At 64.7% G+C, this 24,321-nt stretch carries 18 protein-coding genes and 1 tRNA gene; 13 read left to right on the top strand and 6 right to left on the bottom strand.

Translation table 11 applies throughout. The features are described from left to right. The first annotated feature begins 280 nt into the window (after positions 1-280). From IB223_RS10095 to IB223_RS10075, 5 genes are all read left to right on the top strand, one after another. Positions 281-772 (top strand): hypothetical protein, encoded by a 492-nt coding sequence (locus tag IB223_RS10095; RefSeq protein WP_225590995.1) that lies wholly within the window; start codon positions 281-283, stop codon positions 770-772. A 118-nt stretch (positions 773-890) separates the two neighbouring features. Then, the gene (locus tag IB223_RS10090; RefSeq protein WP_192201538.1) at positions 891-1,253 is read left to right on the top strand and encodes a hypothetical protein; all 363 of its coding nucleotides are present in this window, start codon (positions 891-893) and stop codon (positions 1,251-1,253) included. A 400-nt stretch (positions 1,254-1,653) separates the two neighbouring features. After that, positions 1,654-6,495, top strand: a complete 4,842-nt coding sequence (locus IB223_RS10085; protein ID WP_192201537.1) for a M91 family zinc metallopeptidase — start codon at positions 1,654-1,656, stop codon at positions 6,493-6,495. A 794-nt stretch (positions 6,496-7,289) separates the two neighbouring features. Continuing rightward, positions 7,290-7,766 carry a hypothetical protein gene (locus tag IB223_RS10080; RefSeq protein WP_192201536.1) on the top strand — a complete coding sequence of 159 codons (477 nt, stop codon included), beginning with the start codon at positions 7,290-7,292 and terminating at the stop codon, positions 7,764-7,766. 172 nt (positions 7,767-7,938) lie between these two features. Further along, positions 7,939-8,014, top strand: a tRNA-Thr gene (locus IB223_RS10075). 67 nt (positions 8,015-8,081) lie between these two features. Here IB223_RS10075 and IB223_RS10070 read toward each other — a convergent pair. Next, positions 8,082-9,620 (bottom strand): heme peroxidase family protein, encoded by a 1,539-nt coding sequence (locus IB223_RS10070; protein WP_192201535.1) that lies wholly within the window; start codon positions 9,618-9,620, stop codon positions 8,082-8,084. 447 nt (positions 9,621-10,067) lie between these two features. Here IB223_RS10070 and radA point away from each other — a divergent pair, with 447 nt between their 5' ends. Then, positions 10,068-11,459 (top strand): DNA repair protein RadA, encoded by a 1,392-nt coding sequence (gene radA / locus IB223_RS10065; RefSeq protein ID WP_343227185.1) that lies wholly within the window; start codon positions 10,068-10,070, stop codon positions 11,457-11,459. A gap of 135 nt (positions 11,460-11,594) precedes the next feature. Here radA and IB223_RS10060 read toward each other — a convergent pair whose 3' ends face one another. Continuing rightward, entirely contained in the window at positions 11,595-12,113 is a 519-nt protein-coding gene (locus tag IB223_RS10060; protein WP_225590994.1) for a demethoxyubiquinone hydroxylase family protein, read from the bottom strand. After that, on the bottom strand, positions 12,110-12,901 hold the full coding sequence (ccsA, locus tag IB223_RS10055) for a cytochrome c biogenesis protein CcsA (RefSeq protein ID WP_192201533.1): 792 nt from the start codon (positions 12,899-12,901) through the stop codon (positions 12,110-12,112). The genes IB223_RS10060 and ccsA overlap by 4 nt, the downstream gene beginning before the upstream one ends. 97 nt (positions 12,902-12,998) lie before the next feature. Here ccsA and ffh point away from each other — a divergent pair, with 97 nt between their 5' ends. From ffh to IB223_RS10020, 7 genes are all read left to right on the top strand, one after another. Then, on the top strand, positions 12,999-14,369 hold the full coding sequence (gene ffh, locus IB223_RS10050; protein ID WP_192201532.1) for a signal recognition particle protein: 1,371 nt from the start codon (positions 12,999-13,001) through the stop codon (positions 14,367-14,369). A gap of 118 nt (positions 14,370-14,487) precedes the next feature. Beyond that, positions 14,488-15,288, top strand: coding sequence for an aminotransferase class IV family protein (locus IB223_RS10045; RefSeq protein ID WP_192201531.1), 801 nt, complete (start codon positions 14,488-14,490; stop codon positions 15,286-15,288). A 106-nt stretch (positions 15,289-15,394) separates the two neighbouring features. Beyond that, a complete protein-coding gene (rpsP, locus tag IB223_RS10040) occupies positions 15,395-15,649 on the top strand; it encodes a 30S ribosomal protein S16 (RefSeq protein WP_142124374.1) in 255 nt (84 codons plus the stop codon). A 38-nt stretch (positions 15,650-15,687) separates the two neighbouring features. Beyond that, positions 15,688-16,215 (top strand): ribosome maturation factor RimM, encoded by a 528-nt coding sequence (rimM, locus tag IB223_RS10035; protein WP_225590993.1) that lies wholly within the window; start codon positions 15,688-15,690, stop codon positions 16,213-16,215. A 64-nt stretch (positions 16,216-16,279) separates the two neighbouring features. Next, positions 16,280-17,038, top strand: coding sequence for a tRNA (guanosine(37)-N1)-methyltransferase TrmD (gene trmD / locus IB223_RS10030; protein WP_192201529.1), 759 nt, complete (start codon positions 16,280-16,282; stop codon positions 17,036-17,038). A 149-nt stretch (positions 17,039-17,187) separates the two neighbouring features. Continuing rightward, positions 17,188-17,595: a 50S ribosomal protein L19 gene (gene rplS, locus IB223_RS10025; protein WP_192201528.1), complete on the top strand. Its 408-nt coding sequence runs from the start codon at positions 17,188-17,190 to the stop codon at positions 17,593-17,595. A 113-nt stretch (positions 17,596-17,708) separates the two neighbouring features. Next, positions 17,709-18,110: an RNA-binding S4 domain-containing protein gene (locus tag IB223_RS10020; protein ID WP_192201527.1), complete on the top strand. Its 402-nt coding sequence runs from the start codon at positions 17,709-17,711 to the stop codon at positions 18,108-18,110. Between the two features lie 78 nt (positions 18,111-18,188). Here IB223_RS10020 and IB223_RS10015 read toward each other — a convergent pair whose 3' ends face one another. From IB223_RS10015 to mutS, 3 genes are all read right to left on the bottom strand, one after another. After that, positions 18,189-18,803, bottom strand: a complete 615-nt coding sequence (locus tag IB223_RS10015; protein WP_192201526.1) for a DUF937 domain-containing protein — start codon at positions 18,801-18,803, stop codon at positions 18,189-18,191. 173 nt (positions 18,804-18,976) lie between these two features. Next, positions 18,977-21,223 (bottom strand): catalase/peroxidase HPI, encoded by a 2,247-nt coding sequence (katG, locus tag IB223_RS10010; RefSeq protein WP_192201525.1) that lies wholly within the window; start codon positions 21,221-21,223, stop codon positions 18,977-18,979. A gap of 450 nt (positions 21,224-21,673) precedes the next feature. Then, positions 21,674-24,217: a DNA mismatch repair protein MutS gene (gene mutS, locus IB223_RS10005; protein WP_192201524.1), complete on the bottom strand. Its 2,544-nt coding sequence runs from the start codon at positions 24,215-24,217 to the stop codon at positions 21,674-21,676. Positions 24,218-24,321 lie beyond the last annotated feature (104 nt).

Below are 24,321 nucleotides of genomic sequence, written 5' to 3'. Positions count from 1 at the left end.
CCTGACACGTCAGGCATTTCGGCTGGCTCAACACACACCAAGCCTGGTGCGTCAGGCAATTCGGCTGTTTCAACACACACTAAGCCTGAGCCGTCAGGCTTTTTGACTGGGTCAACACACACAACGGCTGACGCCCCAGGCTATTTGCCTCGGTCGATATCGTTCGCGTGAGAAATCCAACATTAGCGCGCACAACGTCGCATCGGCGTTTGTGCGCGCTACGCTGCATGCGCCGGTCGGACCCGGCCGGCATTACGCAGAACACAACTAAGGACGGACCATGACCCAGAACCGCATCAGCCTCACCCTCGACCCCACCACGGTGGAGCGCATCCTGGCCTCCATCACCGCACTTGAGGCCGACCTGCAGCAGCTCGTCGCGCTCACCAACGACGAGCGCCGCGACCTCTTCAAGATGGGCACCAAATCGCAGGCCTTCTGCACCACCGCGCTGAGCGTGGCGGAACAGCACGCCGGCATCATGCCGCGCGACTTCGACCTTGCCGCCTTCCAGCAGGATCACATGGCACTCGACGCCCTGCGCCCCTGTTCCCTGCGCCTGGCCCACCTGTATCAGCGCGTCACCGACACCGAACTCGCCCTCGGCAGCGACCTGATGGCCGCCTCGCTGGAGGTGTACGGCGTCATCAAGGTGGCCGGCAAGGACAAGGGCGTGGACGAAGCCCGTCGCGAACTCTCGCAGCGCTTCGTCCGCAGGAACCGCGCCGCCTCGCCCGACGAACCCGGCGGCTCGAGCGGCGGCAACGGCTGACACACAGCCCGCCCGGACAACAGAAGGCCCCGCACCGCGGGGCCTTTTCATGTGCGGTCGAGCAAGCGCACATCCACGTGATAAAACCCCGTCACCGCACCCGTGCCCAGGAGCCTGCATGCCCGTCTACATGATCCTCAGCTGGGCCTTCATCGTGGCCGGACTGGTGTACAGCATCGTCGCGCTGGTGTTGCAGTGGCGCGCATGGCGCCGCTTCCGCCACGTCAGCTTCGGCCTGCTGACCATCTCCACCGTGACCGCCCTGATCAACCAGGGGCTGATGGCCATTCCCTACGTACGCACCCTCGACGCAACCGCATTGGCCTCGCTGATGGCGCTGGCCGCGATCCCGTTCGCCCATGCCCTGGTGCTGGGCGTGTGGGGAACGTGGTCGCTGTTCCGTGCCTATGGGCGTGTGGTGGAGGAGAACGCACGGTTGCGTGAGGCGTTGGGGCAGGTGGGTGAAGGCGGATGGGGGTAATGCGTCGCGCGTGATGGCTTTGCTGGGTGGCGCATGGGCAGTTGGTTCGGGGCCCTGTCCGGCGTTATTGCCACCGCATGGCTGATACAGAGACGGCGCGACGCGACGCATGGTCAATGCGTCGCGCTCCGGAACGACCCCAGCGTGGACGAGTTGCACTGCGGGGCCTGGAAGTCTTGGAAGGGCGTCGGAACTACCGCGCCGGGTGAGTCGGAGTGGAGGCCAGGGCGGATGCACTCCATCGAGTGCTCCAGTCCTGCCAGGCTTGGCACCGAGCCTGCCCCAACTACATTCATTTACTCGTCGCTGGATCTTTCCCGCAAGGCATCCAGGAAGTATGTTCTTCGAAGGGGTGCGGATTCCATGATGGAGCCGCCAGGACAATGATCGAGGGGATGCCATGGAGACAGCGCGCAAGCGGGTGGCTGGGTGGATGCTGTTGATGCTGGGAGCGGGCGCAGGGCTGGATGCATCCGCGCAGACACCTTCCAAGTATCCCTGGGACGAATACGACAAGCGTGTCGAGTCCGCCAAGCAGGCGGCCGCGCTGAAATCCGACCTGTTCGGGGATCAGGTCAATCTCGCGAACGGGTCGCTGTCGTTCACGGCCACCGACGTGGCGATTCCGGGTAACAACGCACTGCCCGTGGGTATTTCCCGCTCCTACTCGGTGCAGAACCGATACGAGACCGTGACGGATCAGATGATGGCGGACTGGGATATTGATGCGCCCAGCATCAGCGGTTCGTTTGCCTCCAATTGGCAGAGCCGGGTGCCCGGCGATCCCGGACGCCGTTGTTCAGCACCCGCGCACCAAGCGTCGCCGCCGTCGCCGGTATGGGACATCAATGTCTGGGACTTCTGGCAGGGCAACACGCTCAATGTGCCGGGAGCGGGCGGCGAGCTTCTCCAGGTGCGACCCGGCGCCTATTTGCCATCGACGGGCGGGCCGTACTACTGGATGACCACGGGCCAGACTTATGTGTCATGCCTGTCCACCATCAAGAACACGACGGGTGAGGGCTTCCTGGCGATCACGCCGGACGGAACCAAGTACTGGTTCGACTGGATGGCCCAGTATCGCGAGCCCAACCTGAGCAGTGCGAATGGCGGCAGCAATATCGCGCGCCGCAAGAACGTGCTGTATGCCACCAAGGTGCAGGACCGCTTCGGCAATACGGTCGAATACACGTATACCAATGCCTGGAATGCGCCCGGTCGGCTGACCGGCATCGTGTCCAGCGATGGGCGTCAATTGGCCATCACTTACAATGGACAGGGGCATATCGCCACTGTGGTACAGGGGACACGTACCTGGACGTACCAGTACGTCGCCGCCGGCACGAGAAGAAGCCTGTCGGCTGTCATACAGCCGGATGGGGCGCAGTGGACGATCGGCTTTTCCCCTTTCACCTCGGCGACGATCCAGTATCCGATGGGTGCCGCGAACGAGCCCACGCGTGATTGCTTCGTGCGTCTCTCCGGACCGATCGGTCCTACGGAAGTATCAGGAACGATCCAGCATCCCTCAGGGGCAACTGGAACGTTTACGGTCGGATGGTTGAGGCACGGCCGCAGCAACGTGCCCGTGGCATGTCAGAACTTCGATGTGGGTGGCGAGTTCGGCACCAATACCAACGATGACACCAATCAGTGGACGATTGCCTACGAGGCGTATTCGCTGACGAAAAAGCGCATCACAGGGCCGAGTCTGACGGCGTCGGAGTGGAACTACACCTACACGCCCAACATCAGCTACCAGTTCTATCCGGGCGGCGACATGATGACCCCGTGCCCGATGGGGACCATGTGTGGCGAGCCGATCTGTATGTCGGATGCGTGCGCGGGCCGGGCGGAGACGTTAGTGCTGGGGCCCAATGGCGAGCGCACCAAGTATTTCCATGGCAACAGTTATCGCTATAACGAAGGCAAGCTGCTGCGCGTGGAGCGGGGCAGTACCACGACGCCGCTCATGGATGTGCAGGTTTCGACCTTCGACCTGAGCATGGCGCCGCAGGGCTACCCGGAGCGCTTCGGCTACAGCCTGCGAGAGAACTTCGATGGGTTCACGTCCGAGTACCACCGTCCGCAGCTGAGCACTACGACGACGCGTGATGGCGTGGATTTCAAGTATCAGGTCGATCTCTTCGATGCGCTGGCCAGGCCGAAAGCAGTCAAGCGTTTCAGTTCGATTGCGGGCAGCCAGGTCAAGACGGAACTGACGGACTACCACGATAATCAGTCGCTTTGGGTGCTGGGCCAGACACAGAAGCTTGTCGTGAATGGGCAGGAGGTCGCGGAGTCGACGTTCGACGCCTTGGCGCGACCGTCGATCAGCGAGTCGTACGGCAAGGTCATGCAGACCTTGACCTACAACGCCGACGGCACGGTCGCCACGGTCAAGGACGGCAACAACAACGTCACGACCGCCAGCAACTGGAAACGCGGCGTCCCGCAGGCCATCCAGTATCCGCCTACACCGGAAGCACCTGCGGGTGCGGTGGAGTCGGCGATGGTCAACGACAGCGGTTGGATCACCTCGGTCACCGACGAGAATGGTTACACGACTGGCTACGGCTACGATGCCATGGGCAGACTGGCCAGCATCGTGTATCCCACGGGCGACACCACGGCGTGGAATACGACTACGCAGGTGTTTCAGCAGGTTTCGGCAAGCGAGTACGGCATCCCGGCCGGACATTGGCGGCAGACCGTCACGACGGGAAATGCAGTCAAGATCAGCTACTACGACGGCTTGTGGCGTCCCTTGGTGACGCGCGAGTACGACGCTGCGAACGAAGTAGGGACGAAGCGCTTCCAACGCTTCACTTACGATCATGCTGGGCGAACGACGTTTGCATCGTATCCGGGCACAACGGATGTGCTGACGACGGGTACCTGGACGGCGTACGACGCTTTAGGTCGACCGACGTCAACCAGTCAAGACAGCGAGCTCTCTCCCAGCTTGCTAACGACCACCATCCAGTATCTGGCTGGCTTCCAGCAGCAGGTGACGAATCCGCGTGGCTTCTCGATACTGACCGAGTACCAAGCTTTCGATGTCCCTGCAACGGACTATCCAAGTGGTGTGACCCAGTTTGCCGGTGCTGATACGTCGGCGACGGAGATTCATCGCGATGTGTTCGGCAAGCCGGTGCGTATTCGTAAGCGCAATGCGAGTGGCAGCCTTTTCGTTGATCGGCATTACGTGTATGACGGCTATCAGCAACTCTGTAAAGCGGTGGAGCCCGAGACGGGCGCTACCATCATGGACTATGACAACGCAGGGAATCTGCAATGGAGCGCGGCGGGCCTGCATCATCTGATGGGAACGACCAGCTGCGACACCATTGCTGGGCGGGATTCGGGGCGGAAGGTCACGCGGTACTACGATGCTCGGAGCCGGCTGCATCAGTTGCTGTTTCCGGATGGTCGTGGAAATCAACTCTGGACGTATACGCCGGACAGCCTGCCTTCGCAGGTCACGGTATGGAATGACGCCGGTGGCGGGGCGCCGGTGGTAAGCGACTACGTCTACAACAAGCGACGCATGCTGACCGGCGAGTCGATTCATCAGCCGAACTGGTATGTATGGGGTCTGGGGTATGGCTATGACGCCAACGGAAGCCTGGCCACGCAAACTTACCCGACCGGTCTTGTCATCACCTATGCCCCCAATGCTTTGGGACAGGCCACGCAGGCGCGCGATCAGTCCGGCTACTACTACGCCTCTGGTGCCAGCTACTACCCCAATGGGGCGATCAAGCAGTTCACCTATGGCAATGGCCTGCTTCACACCATGACCCAGAATGCCCGTCAGCTTCCGGATCGGGTTTCCGGCAGCGGCCTGTCGATGGATTTCAGCTATCGCTATGACGCCAACGGCAACGTAAACCAGATCTATGACCACGTGCCAGACATGATCCCGGGCAGTCCGCCCAAGTACCGCCTCATGGAGTACGACGGACTGGATCGCCTTACAGCTGCCGGTTCCGCGATGTTCGGGGGTGACCACTGGCACCACTTCACCTACGACGCTCTGGATAACATGAAGTCGTGGAAGCTGGCAGGGGTAAAGGACTACGCGGAGTATGTTTACGGTGCAGGCAACAATCGGCTTGAGAACATCAAGAACAGTAGCGGCGCCACGACAGTAGGCTTTGGTTACGACCTGCAGGGCAATCTGGAGAACAAGAACGGAAGCTCTTACACGTTTGACTACGGCAACCGACTACGCGAGGCCCACGGTCCGACCGGGGCTGTCGGTGGGCCAGAGTGGTACCGCTACGATGCCCAAGGTCGGCGTGTTAATGCTTGGGGGACGTCTCTCAATTTGATTGCATCGCAGTACAGTCAGTCGGGGCAGGTGCTCTACACGGAAGACTATCGCGCGGGAAAGAATTTCGAGCACATCTATCTCGCTGGGAGCTTGATCGCCGATAGGGTCTGGACGCACTCAACGCAGTCTCTTCAATCGCTGTTCAAGCACACCGACGCGCTGGGCAGCCCGATCGCGGTGACCAATCATGCCGGCACCGTCATCGAGCGGAACGACTACGAGCCCTACGGTGCCGTAATCGGCAAGCCCAACTATCAGGGCATCGGCTACACGGGGCATGTGCAGGATGCGGCAACCGGGCTGACCTACATGCAGCAGCGGTACTACGATCCGCATGTGGGGGTGTTTCTTTCGGTTGATCCGGTGACGGCGCACGAAAAGCCGGGGGTTAACTTCAATCGGTATTGGTACGCAAACCAGAACCCCTACAAGTACACGGACCCAGACGGGCGACGCATCCGAATTGAGGGCACGAGAGAGTTCAAGCAGCAGGTCAGAGAAGACATTAAGAAGCTGGAAAGTAAGCCTGAGGGGAGGGCTCTGGTCAATTCTCTACGGGACACTAAGAACGTGATCTTAATTAGAGAGTCAACGGGCGATAACTCTACTAGGGTTAGCGCCAGCCCCTCTGCAAACAAAGGCGTAGGGTTGGGGTCAGAGATCAAATACAACCCGAGCAATAACACTGGGGGGCAAGATGCGACTGGATCTACGCAGAGGCCTGCTTTTGTTGGTCTTGGGCATGAAATGGGACATTCAAAAGCGATCAATGAAGGTGTCCAAAGCTCTGTATATGGAGCCCCCATCAAGGGAACGACACCGCCAGCTGAGTACCAGTCCCTCCCGATTGAGAATAAGATCAGGCAGGAGCATGGGATACCCATTAGGCCGACATACTTCTAGAGGTTCAAGTTATGGCGCTAGCAACGAGATTAGTTTTTTTTGTTTTTCTTCTGACAGGGTGCAGCACCGTGCGCGAGTTGGATTCGGACATGGCTTCTCATGTCAAAGAGTTGGAGCGCGGACTTACCCTTCCCGCTGGAGCGTCCGATATAAGCTCGTACACTCGCTACTATGCAAGGACGGATGCGGGAATGCTCAGTGGCGTACTTGTACTAGGGGGGGATATGGGGATTCACCTTGTTACGCTTGATAAGCTTCCCGTTGTCTTTGACGGGGGATGCAGTGTCATTCGAATTGAATATGAGTACGAAGCACGCAGGGTCTTGTCGGTCTCGTGTTCCGGCTTAGCTTAGGGTCACGGGTTCGGGTGGATTGTTGAACCCCAACATGCTGGACGATGGCGAGGCATGTAACCCACGCATTCGCTCCCCGGCTTCCCAGCGGCTTACCACCCCATCCCCAACACCCCCGCATTGACCCGGCCCCACCCCAACCCCTAAAATTCGCGGCTCCGCCGGAATAGCTCAGTTGGTAGAGCGGCGCATTCGTAAAGCCTCCAGCACCGTTCCGAAGCGACACTTATAAGCAACACCGAACAAGGCCCGCTAACGCGGGCCTTTGTTTTTTCCAGGTGTTTCCAGTAAGTACGGATGATATGCGTCCAAGCGCGAAATCGACGTTTGGGGCGTAAGTTGGCTTAGTGCCGGCTTCGCATTTTCGGGCCATTGCCGCATAAGATTCACCTCAGGCTGCAGTTGGACTGCTGGCATAATTCGGGAAAGTGGGGGTGAACAATGATCCGAGTCTCGTCGATCCTTGGTTGGTCGTTTGCGGTCTTCACGGGAAGCCTGCATGCACAGGATTTGCAGAAACTTGATGGGGAGCCCGAGACAGTCGGTCGCTACCTGCTTTCGATGCCAGCGCGCACGTTGGACCCAATCATTGAGCATTGTTCCCATAAGCTCCCCGAGCTAAGGGAATCGTTGATGAAGGAAAGGGCGGGATTTGTCGTCAAACTTAGCGAGGCGAATAAGCCCCTAATGGAGCAATTGAATGACGATCCTGAGTTCAATACGCCTATGCAAGAAGCGATACAACAGCGCGTACAAACGTTCAATGATGGCGCGCTCGGCAAGTTTAAGCAGTTCGACCCCGCAGTCGTATGCCCGACAGTCCTGGAAAACATCCAAGGCGCTACGATAGATAAGCTTACCCAAGTGGTACAGGATACATATCGAGCCTACCTGCCAGTCGTTCGAGAGAAGAACTGACGGCAGTCAGGGCCATAGGTTGGGGTGAGCTTGCGAACCCCAACATGTTGGACGATGGCGAGGCATGTAACCCACGCATTCGCCCCCCCCGGCTTCCCAGCGGCTTACCACCCCATTCCCGACACCCCCACATTGACCCGCCCCCACCCCAACCCCTAAAATTCGCGGCTCCGCCGGAATAGCTCAGTTGGTAGAGCGGCGCATTCGTAATGCGTAGGTCGTAGGTTCGATTCCTATTTCCGGCACCAGCTGCACCAGAAGGGCCGCCCGCAGGGGCGGCCCTTCTGCTTTCAGCTCACAGCACGGCCCGCCGGCTCAGTCCCCGATCGGGTTGATCTCGTCCACGAAGGTCAGCAGGTCCGCCATGGTGTACCGGCCCGCCGCCGTGGGCGTGGCCCCCGGTTTGAACAGGCTGGGCTCGAACAGCGGATTCTGCCGACGGAACGACAGCGCATCGCTGTCCAGCAGCCCGATGAACGTCTCCGCCACGATCCGGCTGCCCACCTGGCCCAGCCGATCACCGTTCTGCTGCACCTGGGCCTCCTTCAACAGGTAGTACCAGAGCGGGGTATTGCTCCCCAACCCCTGCGCAATGAGCACCTGTCCATCCGGCCCGCCGCCCAGCTCCTGCGGGGTCAACGGGGTCAGCTGCATGGCCGCCGCCGCCGCCTGGCCCGAGGGCAGGCCCATGCGCACACCGCGCATCAGATTGCGCGTGGGCAGCGAACCACCCCCATTCGGCAGGCCGTGCAACTCCGCCGCCAGCAGCGGATCGATCTTGCGCGTGGCGTCGGGCGTCACCCCGCCGCCGGGCAGATCGTAGAAGCGCCGCCAGTCGATGATCCAGTCGCTGGGCACCGGGATGTCCGCCGTGTTGCCGCTGCCCGACACGCCGCTGAAGCGGAACAGCAGCGCCAGCGTCGCAGGCCTCTGGCTACCGAAATTGAACACGCGGTTGTAGTTGTACGCATTGCGTACCTGCGAATGCCCGAAGCGGTACGCCGCCACCGAAAACTCCACCGGCATGAACGCCTCGCCGGCGAAATCGAAGAACCGGCGACCGTTCTGCACCACGTCGGCCAGCACGGCGGCATCGCACAGCCGTCCCAGGAAATCGTCGATCACCATCCGCTGGTAGTGCCAGGTGACCAGCTTCCGCGCCTCGGTGAACAGGCCAGCTTGCGGAAAGCCCTCCGCCTCCAGCTTGTCGACGCACTTGTTGTGCAACTTGATGAAGGCGAGGTGGGTCTGCGCGACCACCAGGTTCTCATCGTTGCGCGGATCGCCGATCACCGCCGTGCCATTGAGCCGCAGCAGATCGTTCGGCATGCCGGCGGGGATCGATGCATCGCCCTGGCCCGTCTGCGTGGCACCCGCGCGCAGTTTGCGCCGGCCGGGTTCGTACAGATACGGCTGCGTGGACGGGCCGGTTCCATACACCGAATCGAGATCCAGCTTGGGCGTCCGGAAATTGAACACCGCCTGCGGATCCACCAGCACTTCCGGCATGGCGGTGGGGTCGAAGGTGATGTCGTGATCGATGAACTGACCGAGATACGTGAAGCCGGAAGGGATGCCGGGGTTGTCGCGGGTGGGATCCGCGCCGGCCGGGTCACGCATGGCATCGCCCAGCGCTGCGAGGGCCGCATCGTCCACCACCAGTCCGGGCAGGTTCGGAAACATGCGCCCGAACCGGCCGGGATCGAACACCGGTCCCTTGGGCGGCGGCGTCTCGTTGCGGGGATCGTAGCCGTGCTGCGGCCAACTGGCCGGTGACGCGCCGTAGCTGTAACTGCATTTGCCGTAGGCGTGCGTGGACGCGGTCTTTGCGGAAGTCTTCTTCTTGACGGGCATGGTGAATCTCCATTTTCGGAAGTGGAGTGCCGACGACATGGCAGGGGCATGCCGCCGGCACCACGTGCGATGGACGCGATGGCGTCTTCCGGGAACCGTGATCGCAAGACACGACCGCGACGTTTGCAGCGACATCGCGTGAATGCCAACGCGCCGATGGCGATGCGCCGGCCTACCGTATGTCGAGAAGTGGCGGGTTTCGCGTGGTGTTAACGCTGTCCGGCGACACCACGGCGCGCGAGTGATTCAGCCGCTCAATGAAAGCGATAGGAGTCGCCTTCTGCGAGTGCGGTTCGCACCGGGCACAGGCGACCGCGTGTTCGCGAGGTGAGGGAGTGCGCCAACCCACGCGTCCGTGACGTGGTCGTCTCGTCCGCTTGCGACGGATCTCGCCAGACGAGATTGCAGGCAGCTACAGTAGGTGCTCATTCGAGCATGAGCGTTCCGGTGGCCAAGATTTCCACGAAGACCCGTACTGCCTTCGTCTGCGGTGAATGCGGTGCCGACCACAGCAAATGGCAGGGCCAGTGCGCCGACTGCGGGGCGTGGAATTCCCTCAGCGAGATCGTGCTGGAAACCGCCGCCAGTGCGCCCGCCGCCGCCCGTCGCTCCGGCTGGGCCGGCAAGGCCGAGGCGCCGAAGGTCACCGCGCTGAAGGACGTGCGCCACAGCGAGGAAGCGCGCGTGACCACCGGCATCGGCGAGTTCGACCGCGTGCTGGGCGGCGGCCTGGTGGAGGGTGCGGTGGTGCTGGTGGGCGGCGACCCGGGCATTGGCAAGTCCACCCTGCTGCTGCAGGCCGTGGCGAAGATGTCGGCCAGCCTGCCGGCGCTGTACGTCACCGGCGAGGAGTCGCTGGCCCAGGTCGCCGGCCGCGCCGTGCGCCTGGACCTGCCGCTGGACAACCTGCAGGCCCTGGCCGAAACCGGCATCGAGAACATCCTGCAGCACGCCTCGGTGGCACGGCCGAAGCTGATCGTGGCCGATTCCGTGCAGACCCTGTGGACCGAGTCGCTGACCGCCGCCCCCGGCTCGGTCAGCCAGGTGCGCGAGAGTGCGGCACGGCTGGTGCGCTACGCCAAGGAGACCGGCACGGCCGTGTTCCTGGTCGGCCACGTGACCAAGGAGGGCGGCATCGCCGGCCCGCGCGTGCTGGAGCACATGGTGGACGCCGTGCTGTATTTCGAAGGCGAGAGCGGCAGCCGGTTCCGCGTGCTGCGTGCCTTCAAGAACCGCTTCGGTGCGGTCAACGAACTGGGCGTGTTCGCCATGGGCGAGAAGGGGCTGAAGGAAGTCCCCAACCCGTCGGCGATCTTCCTGTCCGGCGGCAGCACCCAACAGCCCGGCAGCTGTGTGCTGGTCACCCGCGAAGGCACGCGCCCACTGATGGTGGAGGTGCAGGCGCTGGTGGATAGCTCGCCGCTGTCCAACCCGCGCCGCGTGGCGGTGGGCCTGGAGCAGAACCGCCTGGCCATGCTGCTGGCCGTGCTGCACCGTCACGGCGGCGTGGTGGTGGGCGACCAGGACGTGTTCGTGAATGTCGTCGGCGGCATCCGCGTGCAGGAAACCGCGGCCGACCTGCCGGTGCTGCTGGCCGTGCTGTCATCCCTGCGTGACCGTCCCCTGGCCGAGAAGACCGTGGCCTTCGGCGAAGTGGGCCTGTCCGGCGAGATCCGCCCCGTGCCCAACGGCGAGGAGCGTCTGCGCGAAGCGGCCACGCACGGCTTCAAGCGCGCCATCGTGCCCAAGGGCAACGCACCGAAGTCGGGCGCGTTCAAGGGACTGGAGGTGGTGGCCGTGGAGCGGCTGTCGCAGGCGCTGGAAGCGGCGGCGGAGTAGGGCAGGGCGCGGATCCCTTGTAGGAGCGACGTAAGTCGCGACCGCACGGCTGACGCGCGCGCCAACCCTCCAAGGTGTGTCGATCTCGCGGTCGCGACTGACGTCGCTCCTACAAGAAGCAGGTCGCGACGAGCATCAGAGCCGCATTCCCAGCCAGATCACCGCTTCCGTCGAGACGCGCACGATCGGGGTCAGGATCGGCGGCCAGAAAGCGCCGGAGTGCATCGCGTCACGGCCGTGATCGTGATGCTCCTGTTCTTCCACGACGATACGAGACACCGCATCGAAGGCATCCGCGTCGGTGGACGCGAGCTGCTGCCGTTGCGCCATCAGGTGCCGCAGCACCACGCTTTCGACGGCATACGTGGTGGCCGCGATGGCGGATGGTCCCAGCAGGCCGGTCACCAGTCCCAACGTCCAGCCGCCGACACCGCACAGCGCATAGCTGCGGCAGCGACGGACACCGCGTGCCTGGAGGCGATCTTGAAACAGGGTGTGATGACCGAGTTCGTGATCGAGGAAATGCCGGAGCAGTGGCACCAGCTGCGGCGCGGTCCACTGCGACACCAGGATCTGTGCACGATAGATGTTGACCGCGCCGTGTTCGCCCGCGTGATCGACCTTCAGGATCCGGTCGCCCAGCGGCGTACTCAAGCCCGCCTCAGCACCATCTCGTACACGAACTTGCTGCCGAAGAACGCCAGCAGCAACAGCGCCATGGCCGTCAGCGTCCAGTGCACGGCCTTCGCACCGCGCCAGCCGTAGCGCCAGCGTCCGACCAGCAGGGCGCCGAAGGTCAGCCACGACAGCACGCTCAGCACGGTCTTGTGGGTGAGCTTCTGGATCAGGAAGTTCTCGACGAAGAGCACGCCGGTCAGCAGCGTGGCGGTCAGCAGGATGAAGCCGACCGTGATCGTGCGGAACAGCAGGTCTTCCAGTTCGGTCAGCGGTGGAAGGGCGCGCAGCCAGAGATGGAATTGGCGGCGGCGCAGGGCGCGTTCCTGCGCCCACAACATAAGCGCCAGCAAGGCGGCGATGGCCAGCGCCGCGTAGGCGAGCAGCGCGAGCCAGGCGTGCAGTTGCAGGCGCCAGTCCAGCCCGCTGGAGGCCCGGTGCCCGTACAGGTGGTAGACCACCAGCAGCAACGCGGCCAACGGGAACGCCACGACGCCGAGGGCGGCCATGCGGCCCTGGATGGCGACCAACAGGGTCATTACCGCCATGCCCAGCGACACGAGGGACAGGGCCGCGAAGAAGTGCATGTCCGGGCCGCCCGGCGTCCGCCAGGCCACCAGCAGGTGGTAGGCACCATGCAGCAGCACGCCGCCGACCGCGGGCCACAGCCACAGGCGCATGCCTTCGCCCGGATCACGGCCGACGGAGCGGACCAGCAGGCCGGTGGCGAACAGGTAAAGCGCGACGGCAATGAGAATGACTGTCATCGGAGCAGTGTCGCACAGCGGGCCGGCAGGAAGGCAGGGGGCGGGCGCGGCGCGACCGCATATAATTCCGGTCCGATTTTCCCCGGTCCCTTCCCCCATGTTCGAATCCCTGACCCAGCGCCTCTCCGGCACCATCGAACGCCTCCGTGGCCGCGGCCGCCTGAGCGAGGAGAACATCCGCGAGGCTACCCGCGAAGTCCGCATCGCCCTGCTGGAAGCCGACGTGGCGCTGCCGGTGGTGCAGGCGCTGATCGAGCGCATCAAGGTGCGCGCGGTCGGCCAGGAAGTGCTGAAGTCGCTGACCCCGGGTCAGGCGTTGATCAAGGTCGTGCGCGATGAGCTGACCGCGGTGATGGGCTCGCAGGCCAGCGACCTGAACCTCAACGTGCCCGCGCCCGCCGTCATCCTGATGGCCGGCCTGCAGGGCGCGGGCAAGACCACGACCGTCGGCAAGCTGGCCAAGCACCTGCGCGAGAAGCGCAAGAAGAAGGTGATGGTGGTCAGTGCGGACATCTACCGCCCGGCCGCCATCGAGCAGCTGAAGACGCTGGCCCAGCAGGTGGACGTGCTGTTCTTCCCGTCCGATGCCGGACAGAAGCCGGAAGCCATCGTCCGCGCCGCCATCGATGATGCGCGCAAGTCCTTCGTCGACGTGCTGATCGTCGATACCGCCGGCCGCCTGGCGATCGACGAAGCCATGATGGCCGAGATCAAGGGCCTGCACGCGGCGGTGAAGCCGGTGGAAACGCTGTTCGTCGTCGACGCGATGACCGGCCAGGACGCCGCCAACACCGCCAAGGCCTTCAGCGAAGCGCTGCCGCTGACCGGTGTGGTGCTGACCAAGACCGATGGTGATGCGCGCGGTGGCGCGGCGCTGTCGGTGCGCTACATCACCGGCAAGCCGATCAAGTTCATCGGCGTGGGCGAGAAGCCCGACGGGCTGGACGTGTTCCATCCCGAGCGCGTGGCCAACCGCATCCTCGACATGGGCGACGTGCTGTCGCTGGTGGAGCAGGTCGAGCAGAACGTCGATCGCGAGAAGGCCGAGAAGCTGGCGGCCAAGGTCATCAAGGGAAAGAAGTTCGACCTCAACGACATGCGCGACCAGTTGGAGCAGATGCAGAACATGGGCGGCATCAGCGGCCTGATGGACAAGCTGCCCGGCATGGGCCAGATCCCCGAGCACGTGAAGCAGCAGGTACAGCAGGGCAAGGAAGTGCCGCGCATGATCGCCATCATCAACTCGATGACGAAGAAGGAGCGCCGCAATCCCGCGCTGCTGAACGGTTCGCGCCGTTCCCGCATCGCCAAGGGCGCCGGCCTGACCCCGGCCGACGTCAACAAGCTGATGAAGCAGTACCAGCAGATGGAAAAAATGATGGGCAAGCTGGCCGGCGGCGGCATGAAGGGCCTGATGCGCAACATGAAGGGCATGATGGGCGCGCGCGGCGGCATGCCGTTCCGTTGAGAGCTCGCCTTCTGTAGGAGCGACGTGAGTCGCGACCGGATGCTGTCGGCCTCCATGGTGTTTTCGTTCTCGCGGTCGCGACTCACGTCGCTCCTACATTGAAAGAGCCAGACGCCGCATGACCTCCGCTTCCCTCAACGGTCAACCCGCCACTGCCGACGACCTGCGCGCGCTGGCGCTAGCCAACTACGGCCACTTCACCTCGATGCAGGTGCGCGATGGCGCCGTGCAGGGTCGTGCATTGCACCGGCGGCGTCTCGAAGAGGCGACGCAGGGGCTGTTCGGCACGCGACTGGACGGCGACGATGCGCTGAAGCAGGCCGCACGCGCGATGCAGGAAGCCGGGTTGCGCGATGCGTCCTTGCGCATCACCGTGTTCTCCACCCGTTTCGACTACCGCGATCCTGCGCGAAGCGTCACCCCCGACGTGCTGGTGTCGCTGGCGCCGCCGTCATCGCCGGACAAGCCCGCACTGCGGGTGAAGTCCTATCCGTTCGTACGTCCCTTGCCGCAGTACAAGCACGTGGGGACATTTCCGCTATTCCACTACCGCCGCCAGGCGCTGGCGGACGGGTACGACGACGCGCTGTTCGTCGATCCGGCCGGGCAGGTGGTCGAGGGATCGATCTGGAACCTGGGCCTGTGGGACGGAGAAACGGTGACCTGGCCCGAGGGACCTGCATTGCGCGGCACGGCCGAGCGGTTGCTGCGCCAGGCGCTGGAAGAGGTGGGCGTCCCGCAGCGGTGCGGGCCTATCCCGCTGGCCGAGCTGGGCCGGTACCGGGCGGGATTCGCCTGCAATGCCAGTGGCCTGCAGCCGGTGGTGGCCGTCGATGGCGTCGCATGGGGCCTTGATACCGCCCTCATGGGGGTATTGAAGAAGGCGCTGGATGTCATGCCCTGGGAGCCGCTGGCCTGACCGTCCGGGCGACCTGTCCGGGGGTGGGTTTTCCTGACCGATTCAATGGCTTAGAATAGCCGGCTTACCTCGCCATTCTGGCGACTGGGCAACACTGGAAAACACCATGGTCAAGATCCGTCTCACCCGCGGCGGCGCTAAGAAGCGCCCCTTCTACCACATCATCGTCACCGACTCGCGCAGCGCGCGCGACGGCCGCAACATCGAGCGCGTGGGTTACTACAACCCGGTCGCCGCCGGCAACGAAAAGCGCGTCGAACTCGACGTGGCCCGTGTCGACCATTGGGTCGGCAACGGTGCGCAGCTGACCGAGAAGGTCCGCAACCTGTACAAGGAAATCAAGACCGCTCCGGCGGCCTGATGGCCTTGGCCGCGCAGACCGCGCGGCCTTCCGTACGCATGAACACCGAGCGCCCACCGACCCCGCAGAAGATGATTCTGCTGGGAAGGCTTCTGGGCGCTTTTGGTGTGCGTGGCCAGATCAAGATCGAATCCTGGACCGAGCCGCGCGAGGCCATCTTCCGCTACCAGCCGTGGACGCTGCGCGACGCCAGCGGCGCCGAACGCGAATTCACGGGGGCCCGTGGCAAGGCATCCGGCAAGCACCTGGTGACCACGCTGCCGGGCGTGGAAGACCGAGATGAGGTGGAGGCCATGCGCGGATTGGAGATCTTCGTCCCGCGTTCCGCACTGCCGCCGCCGAGTGCCGGCGAGTTCTACTGGGTCGATCTGGAAGGCCTGCGCGTGGTCAACGTGGACGGCACCGATTTCGGCACCGTCTCGCACCTGTTCTCGACCGGTGCCAACGACGTGCTGGTGGCGCGGGGCGACCGCGAGCGCCTGATTCCGTTCGTCGATCCCGATTACGTCCGCTCCGTGGATTTCGAGGCGGGCGTGGTCACCGTGGACTGGGATCCCGAGTTCTAGCCGCCTCGCGGGCGACCGCCGTGGCGGTTACCCTGCGTCCCCACCCAAGTTGCAGCCGATCGCCATGCGTATCGACGTCATGACCCTGTTCCCCGAGTTCATCGCCCAGGCAGCCGCCGTGGGCGTGGTCGGGCGCGCGCAGGAACGCGGGCTGCTGTCGCTGCATGGCTGGAACCCGCGCGACTACGCCAGCGGCGGCTATCGCCGCGTGGATGATCGTCCCTTCGGTGGCGGTCCCGGGATGGTGATGATGATCGAGCCGCTGCAGGCCTGCCTGGAGGCGGTCCGCGCCGCGGACGCCGCGCCGGCGCCCCTGATCTACCTGAGCCCCCAGGGTGCGCCGCTGACCCAGAAGAAGGCGCGCGAACTGGCCGCGCTGCCGCGCATCATCCTGCTGTGCGGCCGCTATGAGGGCGTGGACGAGCGTTTCCTCGATGCCGAGGTGGACGAGGAACTGTCCATCGGTGACTACGTGCTGTCCGGGGGAGAACTGGCGGCCGCCGTGGTCATCGACGCGGTCGGCCGTCTGCAGGACGGCGCGCTGAACGATGCGGATTCGGCCATCCAGGACAGTTTCGAAGGCGATGGCCTGCTCGATTGCCCCCATTTCACCCACCCGTCCAGCCACCCGTTGGGTGACGTCCCGGCGGTCCTGCGATCCGGCGACCATGCCGCCATCGCCCGCTGGCGTCGCCAGCAGGCGCTGGGGCGCACCTGGTTGCGCCGGCCCGACCTGCTGGAAGAGGCGGGCCTGACCAAGGCTGACAAGGCCCTGCTGGCGGCCTTCCGGGCAGGTCAGGCCGGCAGGGACGGGGCAGGGTAGCCAGTCTGGCCGGGAATCCGGTAGAATGCGCGACCCTTGGGCGGTTCACGCCCCCGGATCCCATAACAATATCGTGCGGCGCAATTCGGCGACTGCATCAGTTTTCGTTGTCGCAAGACACAATCACGCATACAAGCATTGGTGCCAACATGAGCAAGCTCCTCCAGGAATTCGAAGCCTCCCAGATCACGCGCGAGCTGCCCGCGTTCGGCCCCGGTGACACCGTGGTCGTCAACGTGAAAGTGAAGGAAGGCAACCGTGAGCGCGTGCAGGCGTACGAAGGCGTTGTCATCGCCAAGAAGAACGCCGGCCTGAACTCCGCGTTCACCGTCCGCAAGATCTCGCACGGCTACGGCGTCGAGCGCGTGTTCCAGACCCACAGCGCCACCATCGACTCGGTCGAAGTGAAGCGCCGCGGCAAGGTCCGCGCCGGCAAGCTGTACTACCTGCGCGAACTGGAAGGCAAGGCCGCCCGCATCAAGGAAGATCTGGCTGCCAACGCCGCCGCCAAGGTCGCCCGCCAGGCCGCCGCTGCTGCGGCTTCCGCCGCCGAGTAACGGCTGGCTGGATAGCGCTGCAGGAACGGCCACCTCCGGGTGGCCGTTCGCGTTTCCGGCGGGTGGATTCCGCAGCGGAATGACGCTCATGCACCTGTTGTTCCTCGATCACGATGACTGAACTCCCCACTGCAACCGTGCGCCTGGACCTCTGGCTCTGGGCAGCACGCTTCTTCAGGACCCGAAGCCTGGCCAAGCAGGCGGTCGAGACCGGCAAGGTCGACGCGGCCGGGCAGCGCGCGAAGTCGTCGCGTGCGGTGCGCGTGGGCGATGTGCTGGTGATCACGCGAGGTGAGGAGGTCTTCGAGATCGAGGTGCTTGCGCTGAGTGACCGTCGCGGTTCGGCCGCGGTGGCGCAGGCGCTGTATTCCGAATCGGCAGCCTCCAGGCAGCGGCGTGAGGCCGCACTCGCGGCGCGCCGTGCGGAGCGTGCCGGTTACCAGGCGCCGCAGTCGCGACCGGACAAGCGCGCGCGTCGCCTGATCCGTGCGTTGGGCGACATCGATGCGCTGTAGCGGTACCCGCGCCTGAAACGGAAGAAGGGCGCCGATGGCGCCCTTCCTGGTTGCAACTGTGCGCTACGTGGAAGCGGATCAGCGTCCGCCGCCGAACATGCCGCTGCCGATCTTGAGGATATCGCCCAAGCCGAGTTGGCCATCGCCGTCCTGGTCCAGCACGGCGCCAAGCAATCCGCCGCCCAGACCGCCCTGTTGCTGTACCTGGCGCTGTTCCTGTCCCAGCACTTCAGCCAGTCCCAGCGGATTGTTCTGCGCGCTGCCCTGGCTCATGCGCTGGGCGAGGAAGGCGAGCACGATGGGGGCGAGGATCTTCAACAACTGGCCTGCACGTTCGCCACCCAGCCCGGTCGCCTGGCCCAGGCCCAGTTCGGCACGGTTCTGCTGGCCGCCGAAGACATGCCCGAGGATGCCCGCACCGTTGGCCTGCGGCGAAGAAGCGCCACCCAGCACCGCGCCCAGCACACTGCCGATGTCCAGCCCGCCGTGGTTGCGTTGCAGGGCACCGAAGAGCGCCTCCGCACCCTGCGGCTGCGCCGCGTTGCGACCCAATGCGCCCAACAGCAGCGGGAGTGCGGCGCCGATGGCGCTGGATGCCTGCATCTGGCCGATACCCAGTTGCTGCGACACCTGTTGCAGCGGCGCGCCCTGCAATTGGGCGAAGAGGTCTTCTGCGAGGGATGCGTTGCTCATGGTGCGGTCGTCCTCCTGGACGCGGTGGGAAGCGGCGCATCATGCTAGCGCCAATCTGACCCGTCGCCGACTCACACTAGCGGTCGGCCGACCGGCGGAAACAGCAACGCCGCATACCTTTCGGGGCATGCGGCGTTGACAGAGCGACGCGAGCGCTGATCGGGCCGATCGCCTTACTTGAGGTCGAAGCGGTCCAGTTCCATCACCCGGGTCCAGGCGGCGACGAAGTCCTTCGCCAGTTTTTCCATGCCGTCGGCGCTGGCGTAAACCTCGGCGAGCCCGCGCAGGACGGAGTTCGAGCCGAACACCAGGTCCACGCGCGTACCGGTCCATTTCGCGGCCCCGGTCTTGCGATCGCGGCCTTCATAGCGGTTCGCGCCGGTCGCTTTCCATTCCGTGCCCATGTCGAGCAGGTTGACGAAGAAGTCATTGCTCAGCACGCCCGGCCTGTCGGTGAACACGCCCTCGCTGCCACCCTCGGCATTCGCACCCAGCACGCGCAGGCCGCCGACCAGGGCCGTCAGCTCCGGCGCCGTCAGCGTCAGCAGCTGGGCGCGATCCACCAGCAGGTGTTCGGCCGGCACCACCGAGGGTCCCTTGAGATAGTTGCGGAAGCCGTCGGCGAAGGGTTCGAGCACGGCGAACGATTCGACGTCCGTCTGGTCCTGGCGCGCATCGGTGCGGCCGGGCCGGAACGGCACGCTGACATCGATGCCGCCAGCCTTCGTCGCCTGCTCCACGCCAACGCCGCCGGCGAGCACGATCAGGTCGGCCAGCGAGATCTTCTTGCCGCCGGCAGCGTCGAGGTTGAACTCCATCTGGATGCGTTCCAGCGTCTTCAGCACTTTCGCCAGCTGCCCGGGCTGGTTGACGGCCCAGTCCTTCTGCGGGGCGAGACGGATGCGCGCACCATTGGCGCCACCGCGCTTGTCACCGCCACGGAAGGTCGAGGCCGACGCCCACGCGGTCGAGACCAGTTCGGGTACCGACAGTCCCGATGCTGCGATCTTCGTCTTCAGTGCGTCGATGTCGGCCGCATCCACGGTGGCGTAGTCCGCCTTGGGAAGCGGGTCTTGCCATACCAGTTCTTCCTTCGGTACCTCCGGGCCGAGGTAGCGCACGCGTGGCCCCATGTCGCGATGGGTCAGCTTGAACCATGCGCGCGCGAAGGCATCGGCGAAGGACTGCGGGTTCTCCAGGAAGCGCCTGGAGATGGGCCCGTAGATCGGATCGAAGCGCAGCGACAGGTCGGTGGTCAGCATCTTCACGCGCTGCTTCTTCGATGCGTCATGTGCGTGCGGCACATCCTCAGGCGCGTCCTTGGCAACCCACTGATGCGCGCCGGCCGGTGACTTCTCCAGTTCCCATTCGAAGCCGAACAGGTTCTCGAAGAACTTGTTGCTCCACAGCGTCGGCGTCTGCGTCCAGGTCACTTCGATGCCTGACGTGATCGTGTCGCGGCCCTTGCCGCTGCCGAACTTGTTGTGCCACCCGAAGCCCTGCTGCTCCAGATCGCCCGCTTCCGGCTCGGCGCCCACGTTGTCGGCCGGGCCGGCACCGTGGGTCTTGCCGAAGGTGTGGCCACCCGCGATCAGGGCGACGGTTTCCTCATCGTCCATCGCCATGCGGCCGAAGGTGTCGCGGATGTCCTTGGCGGCCAGCAGCGGATCCGGATTGCCATCGGGGCCTTCCGGGTTGACGTAGATCAGGCCCATCTGGACGGCGGCCAGCGGGTTCTCCAGCCGGCGCGAGTGCACGTCGCCGTCGGCATCGTCGTCGGAGACCAGCACGCCTTCATCGGCCGGCTTCTCCACGCCTTCGGAACCATGCGCATAGCGCACGTCACCGCCGAGCCAGGTGGTTTCCCGACCCCAGTACACGTCCTGGTCGGGTTCCCAGGTGTCTTCGCGGCCACCACCGAAACCGAAGGTGCGGAAGCCCATCGTTTCCAGCGCCACGTTGCCGGCCAGGATCATCAGGTCGGCCCAGGAGATGCTCTGCCCGTACTTCTGCTTGACCGGCCACAGCAGGCGGCGCGCCTTGTCCAGGCTGACGTTGTCCGGCCAGCTGTTGAGGGGCGCGAAACGCTGCTGCCCGCGACCGCCACCACCACGTCCATCGCCGATGCGGTAGGTGCCTGCACTGTGCCAGGCCATGCGGATGAACAGACCACCGTAGTGGCCGAAGTCGGCCGGCCACCAGTCCTGCGAATCGGTCATCAGGTCGCGCAGGTCCTTCTTCAGCGCGTGGTAGTCGAGCTTGTTGAAGGCCTCGGCATAGTCGAAGCCGCCGTCGAGCGGATTCGAGCGCGAGGAATGCTGGTTGAGCAGGTCCACGCGCAGCTGGTTGGGCCACCAGTCGCGGTTGCCGGTGCCGCCGCCAGCGGTCTGGTGAAACGGGCACTTTGATTCGGTGGTCATGCGTGTGCTTCCTTTTGCCGTCGGGTGTGGGTGGGAAGGAATCGGATCAAGCGGGCGACTGCGATCGCCATGCCTGCGGCGCGCGAGCGGCGCGGGGCGGCCGCGTGTGCTGGAGGGTGGGGAGCGGAAGGGGCCAGCGGTTCTTCGAGACGGTGGGCGCGTGCGGGGCGTACCGGATGGCGGGCATGCACATGGCTGACGTCCTGCGGGCGTTGGCGGATGGCGACCAGACTAGGCAATGCGAACGATCAATGAAAATCGTTTGTGACGAAGAATTCGATAGCGCGATTCAATGGTGCATTGCGCAACTGACGATCCCCGGGTGGCGCATACGACGATACGCCGCGCACGTTACGCGGATGTTGTACGAGCGTGCGCGACCCACTCTACTGCTGCCTGCCGGCATGCACCGGATCAGCCAATGGCGTTCGCGGGGTCCTCGCGAAACGGTCAGAGCAGGGCTTTCAGCCGATACATGGCTTCGAGTGCCTGCTTGGGCGTCAGTTCGTCAGGATCGATCGCGGCAAGCGCTTCCTGTGCGGCCGAAGGCCGGGCGGCGAACAAGGCGAACTGCTGCGGTGCATCGAGGGCCTGGGGGGCCATGTCCGAGGCGTGCGTCTCGCGGCCGCGCTGCTCCAGTTCGGCCAGGCGGCGACGGGCCTGCTGCAGCGTGGTCCTCGGCAGGCCGGCGAGGGCGGCCACCTGCAGGCCGAAGCTGCGGTCCGCGGCGCCTTCCTTCACCGCGTGCATGAAGACCAGCGTATCGCCATGTTCGACGGCATCGAGATGCACGTTGGCGATGCCGCTGCCTGTTTCGTTGGCCAGCGCGGTGAGCTCGAAATAGTGGGTGGCGAACAACGTGTGGCAGCGGTTGGTCGCGGCGAGATGGCGTGCGACGGCGTCGGCCAGTGCCAGGCCATCGTAGGTCGACGTGCCGCGGCCGATTTCGTCCATCAGCACCAGCGATTGCGCGGTGGCGTGGTGCAGGATGTAGCTGGTCTCCGCCATCTCCACCATGAAGGTGGACTGCCCGCGTGCGAGATCGTCGCCCGCGCCGATGCGGGTCAGGATGCGGTCGACCGGGCCGATGACGGCGCGCGAGGCAGGCACGAAGCTGCCGATGTGGGCGAGCAGCACGATCAGCGCGTTCTGCCGCATGTAGGTGCTCTTGCCGCCCATGTTCGGGCCGGTGATCACCAGCATGCGCCGGTCTTCGTGCAGGTGCAGGTCGTTGGGCTCGAAGGGTTCCTTGCGCACCGCTTCCACCACGGGGTGGCGGCCGCGCTCGATCCGCAGGCCCGGCACATCGTTGAGTTCCGGCTGGGTCCAGTCCAGCGCCTGCGCCCGCTCGGCGAAGGCGGCGAGCACATCGAGTTCGCTGAGCGCGGCGGCACAGCGCTTCAGCGGTTCGAGTCGCTCGTTGAGCGTGTCCAGCAGCGCGTCGTACAGCAGCTTCTCGCGCGACAGCGAGCGCTCGCGCGCCGACAGCACCTTGTCCTCGAACTGCTTGAGCTCCTCGGTGATGTAGCGCTCGGCGCCGGTCAGCGTCTGCCGTCGGGTGTAGTGCACCGGTGCTTTGTCGGCCTGGCCCTTGCTGATCTCGATGTAGTAGCCGTGCACGCGGTTGTAGCCCACCTTCAACGTGGGAATGCCGCTGCTCTCACGCTCCCGGGTCTCCAGGTCGATCAGGAACTGGTCCGCGTGGGTGCTGAGTTGGCGCAGTTCGTCCAGTTCGGCATCGTAGCCATCGGCCAGCACGCCACCATCGCTGAGTTTCAGCGGCGGTTGCGGTGCGATGGCGGCCAGGAGCAGCGAGGCGGTATCGGCATGCTCACCGAGCGCCATGGCCAACGCCTGCAGGCGCGGCGCGTCCAGCGGCACCAGGTGCGAACGCACGTCCGGCAACAGGGCAAGGCCGTCGCGCAGCGTGGACAGGTCGCGCGGCCGCGCGGAGCGCAACGCCACGCGGGTGAGGATGCGTTCCACATCGCCCAGCGCACGGAAGCCCGTCCGCAGTTCGCGGTCGGTGCCGTGTTCGATCAGCGTGGCCACGGCCTGGTGGCGTTCGCCCAGCACACGCTGGTCGCGCAGTGGCCGGTGCAGCCAGCGACGCAGCAAGCGTCCCCCCATCGGGGTGATGGTGGAATCGAGCACGCCGAGCAGCGTGTGCCGCGTGTCGCCGTCGACGCGCGTATCGAGTTCCAGATGGCGGCGCGTGGCTGCGTTCATGGCGATGGCATCGCCGGCCGATTCCACCGCGATCGCGGTCAGGTGGGGCAGGCGCTGCTTCTGGGTTTCTTCCACGTACCCGAGCAGGGCACCCGCGGCGCCCGTGGCGAGCGGCTTGTCGTCGATGCCGAAGCCGCTGAGATCGTGCAGGCCGAAGAAGTTCAGCAACTGCCGCCGGCCGCTGTCGGGATCGAACAGCCAGGGCGCGCGTCGGCGAATGCCCGTGCGCTGCTGCAGGAATGCCGGCCAGCCTTCTTCGTCGGGAACCAGCAGTTCGGCGGGCTCCAGGCGGGAGAGTTCGGCCTCCAGCGCGTCGTCGCTCTCCACCTCATTGACCATGAAGCGACCGCCGGCCAGGTCTGCCCATGCAAGGCCATAGCCCGAGCGGCCACGCGCGACGGTCATGAGCAGCGTATCGCGACGCTCGTTGAGCAGCGCTTCGTCGGTCACGGTGCCTGGGGTGACCACGCGCACCACTTTCCGTTCGACCAACCCCTTCGCCAGCGCCGGATCACCGATCTGCTCGCAGATCGCCACCGATTCGCCCAGCGCCACCAGCCGGGCCAGGTAACCCTCGCAGGCGTGGACCGGTACGCCCGCCATCGGGATGGGCGCGCCGCCCGAGCTGCCGCGCTGGGTCAGCGTGATGTCGAGCAGCCGGGCCGCCTTGCGGGCATCGTCGTAGAACAGCTCGTAGAAGTCGCCCATCCGGAACAACAGCAGGAGGTCCGGGTACTCCGCCTTGGCGGCGAAGAACTGCTTCATCAGGGGCGTGTGTTCCGACTTGTCTTTGCTCACGAGGCCTGTGGGGAGGGGAAGTGCGAAAGGGTGCTGATTGTAGCGGCTGGGCGTGCGTGGCCGCGGAGTGG

The sequence above is a fragment of the Pseudoxanthomonas sp. PXM03 genome (assembly GCF_014852005.1).
Lineage (GTDB): Bacteria > Pseudomonadota > Gammaproteobacteria > Xanthomonadales > Xanthomonadaceae > Pseudoxanthomonas_A.
Note: the sequence above shows the minus strand (reverse complement) of the source record. Positions and strands in the feature narration are given on the sequence as shown.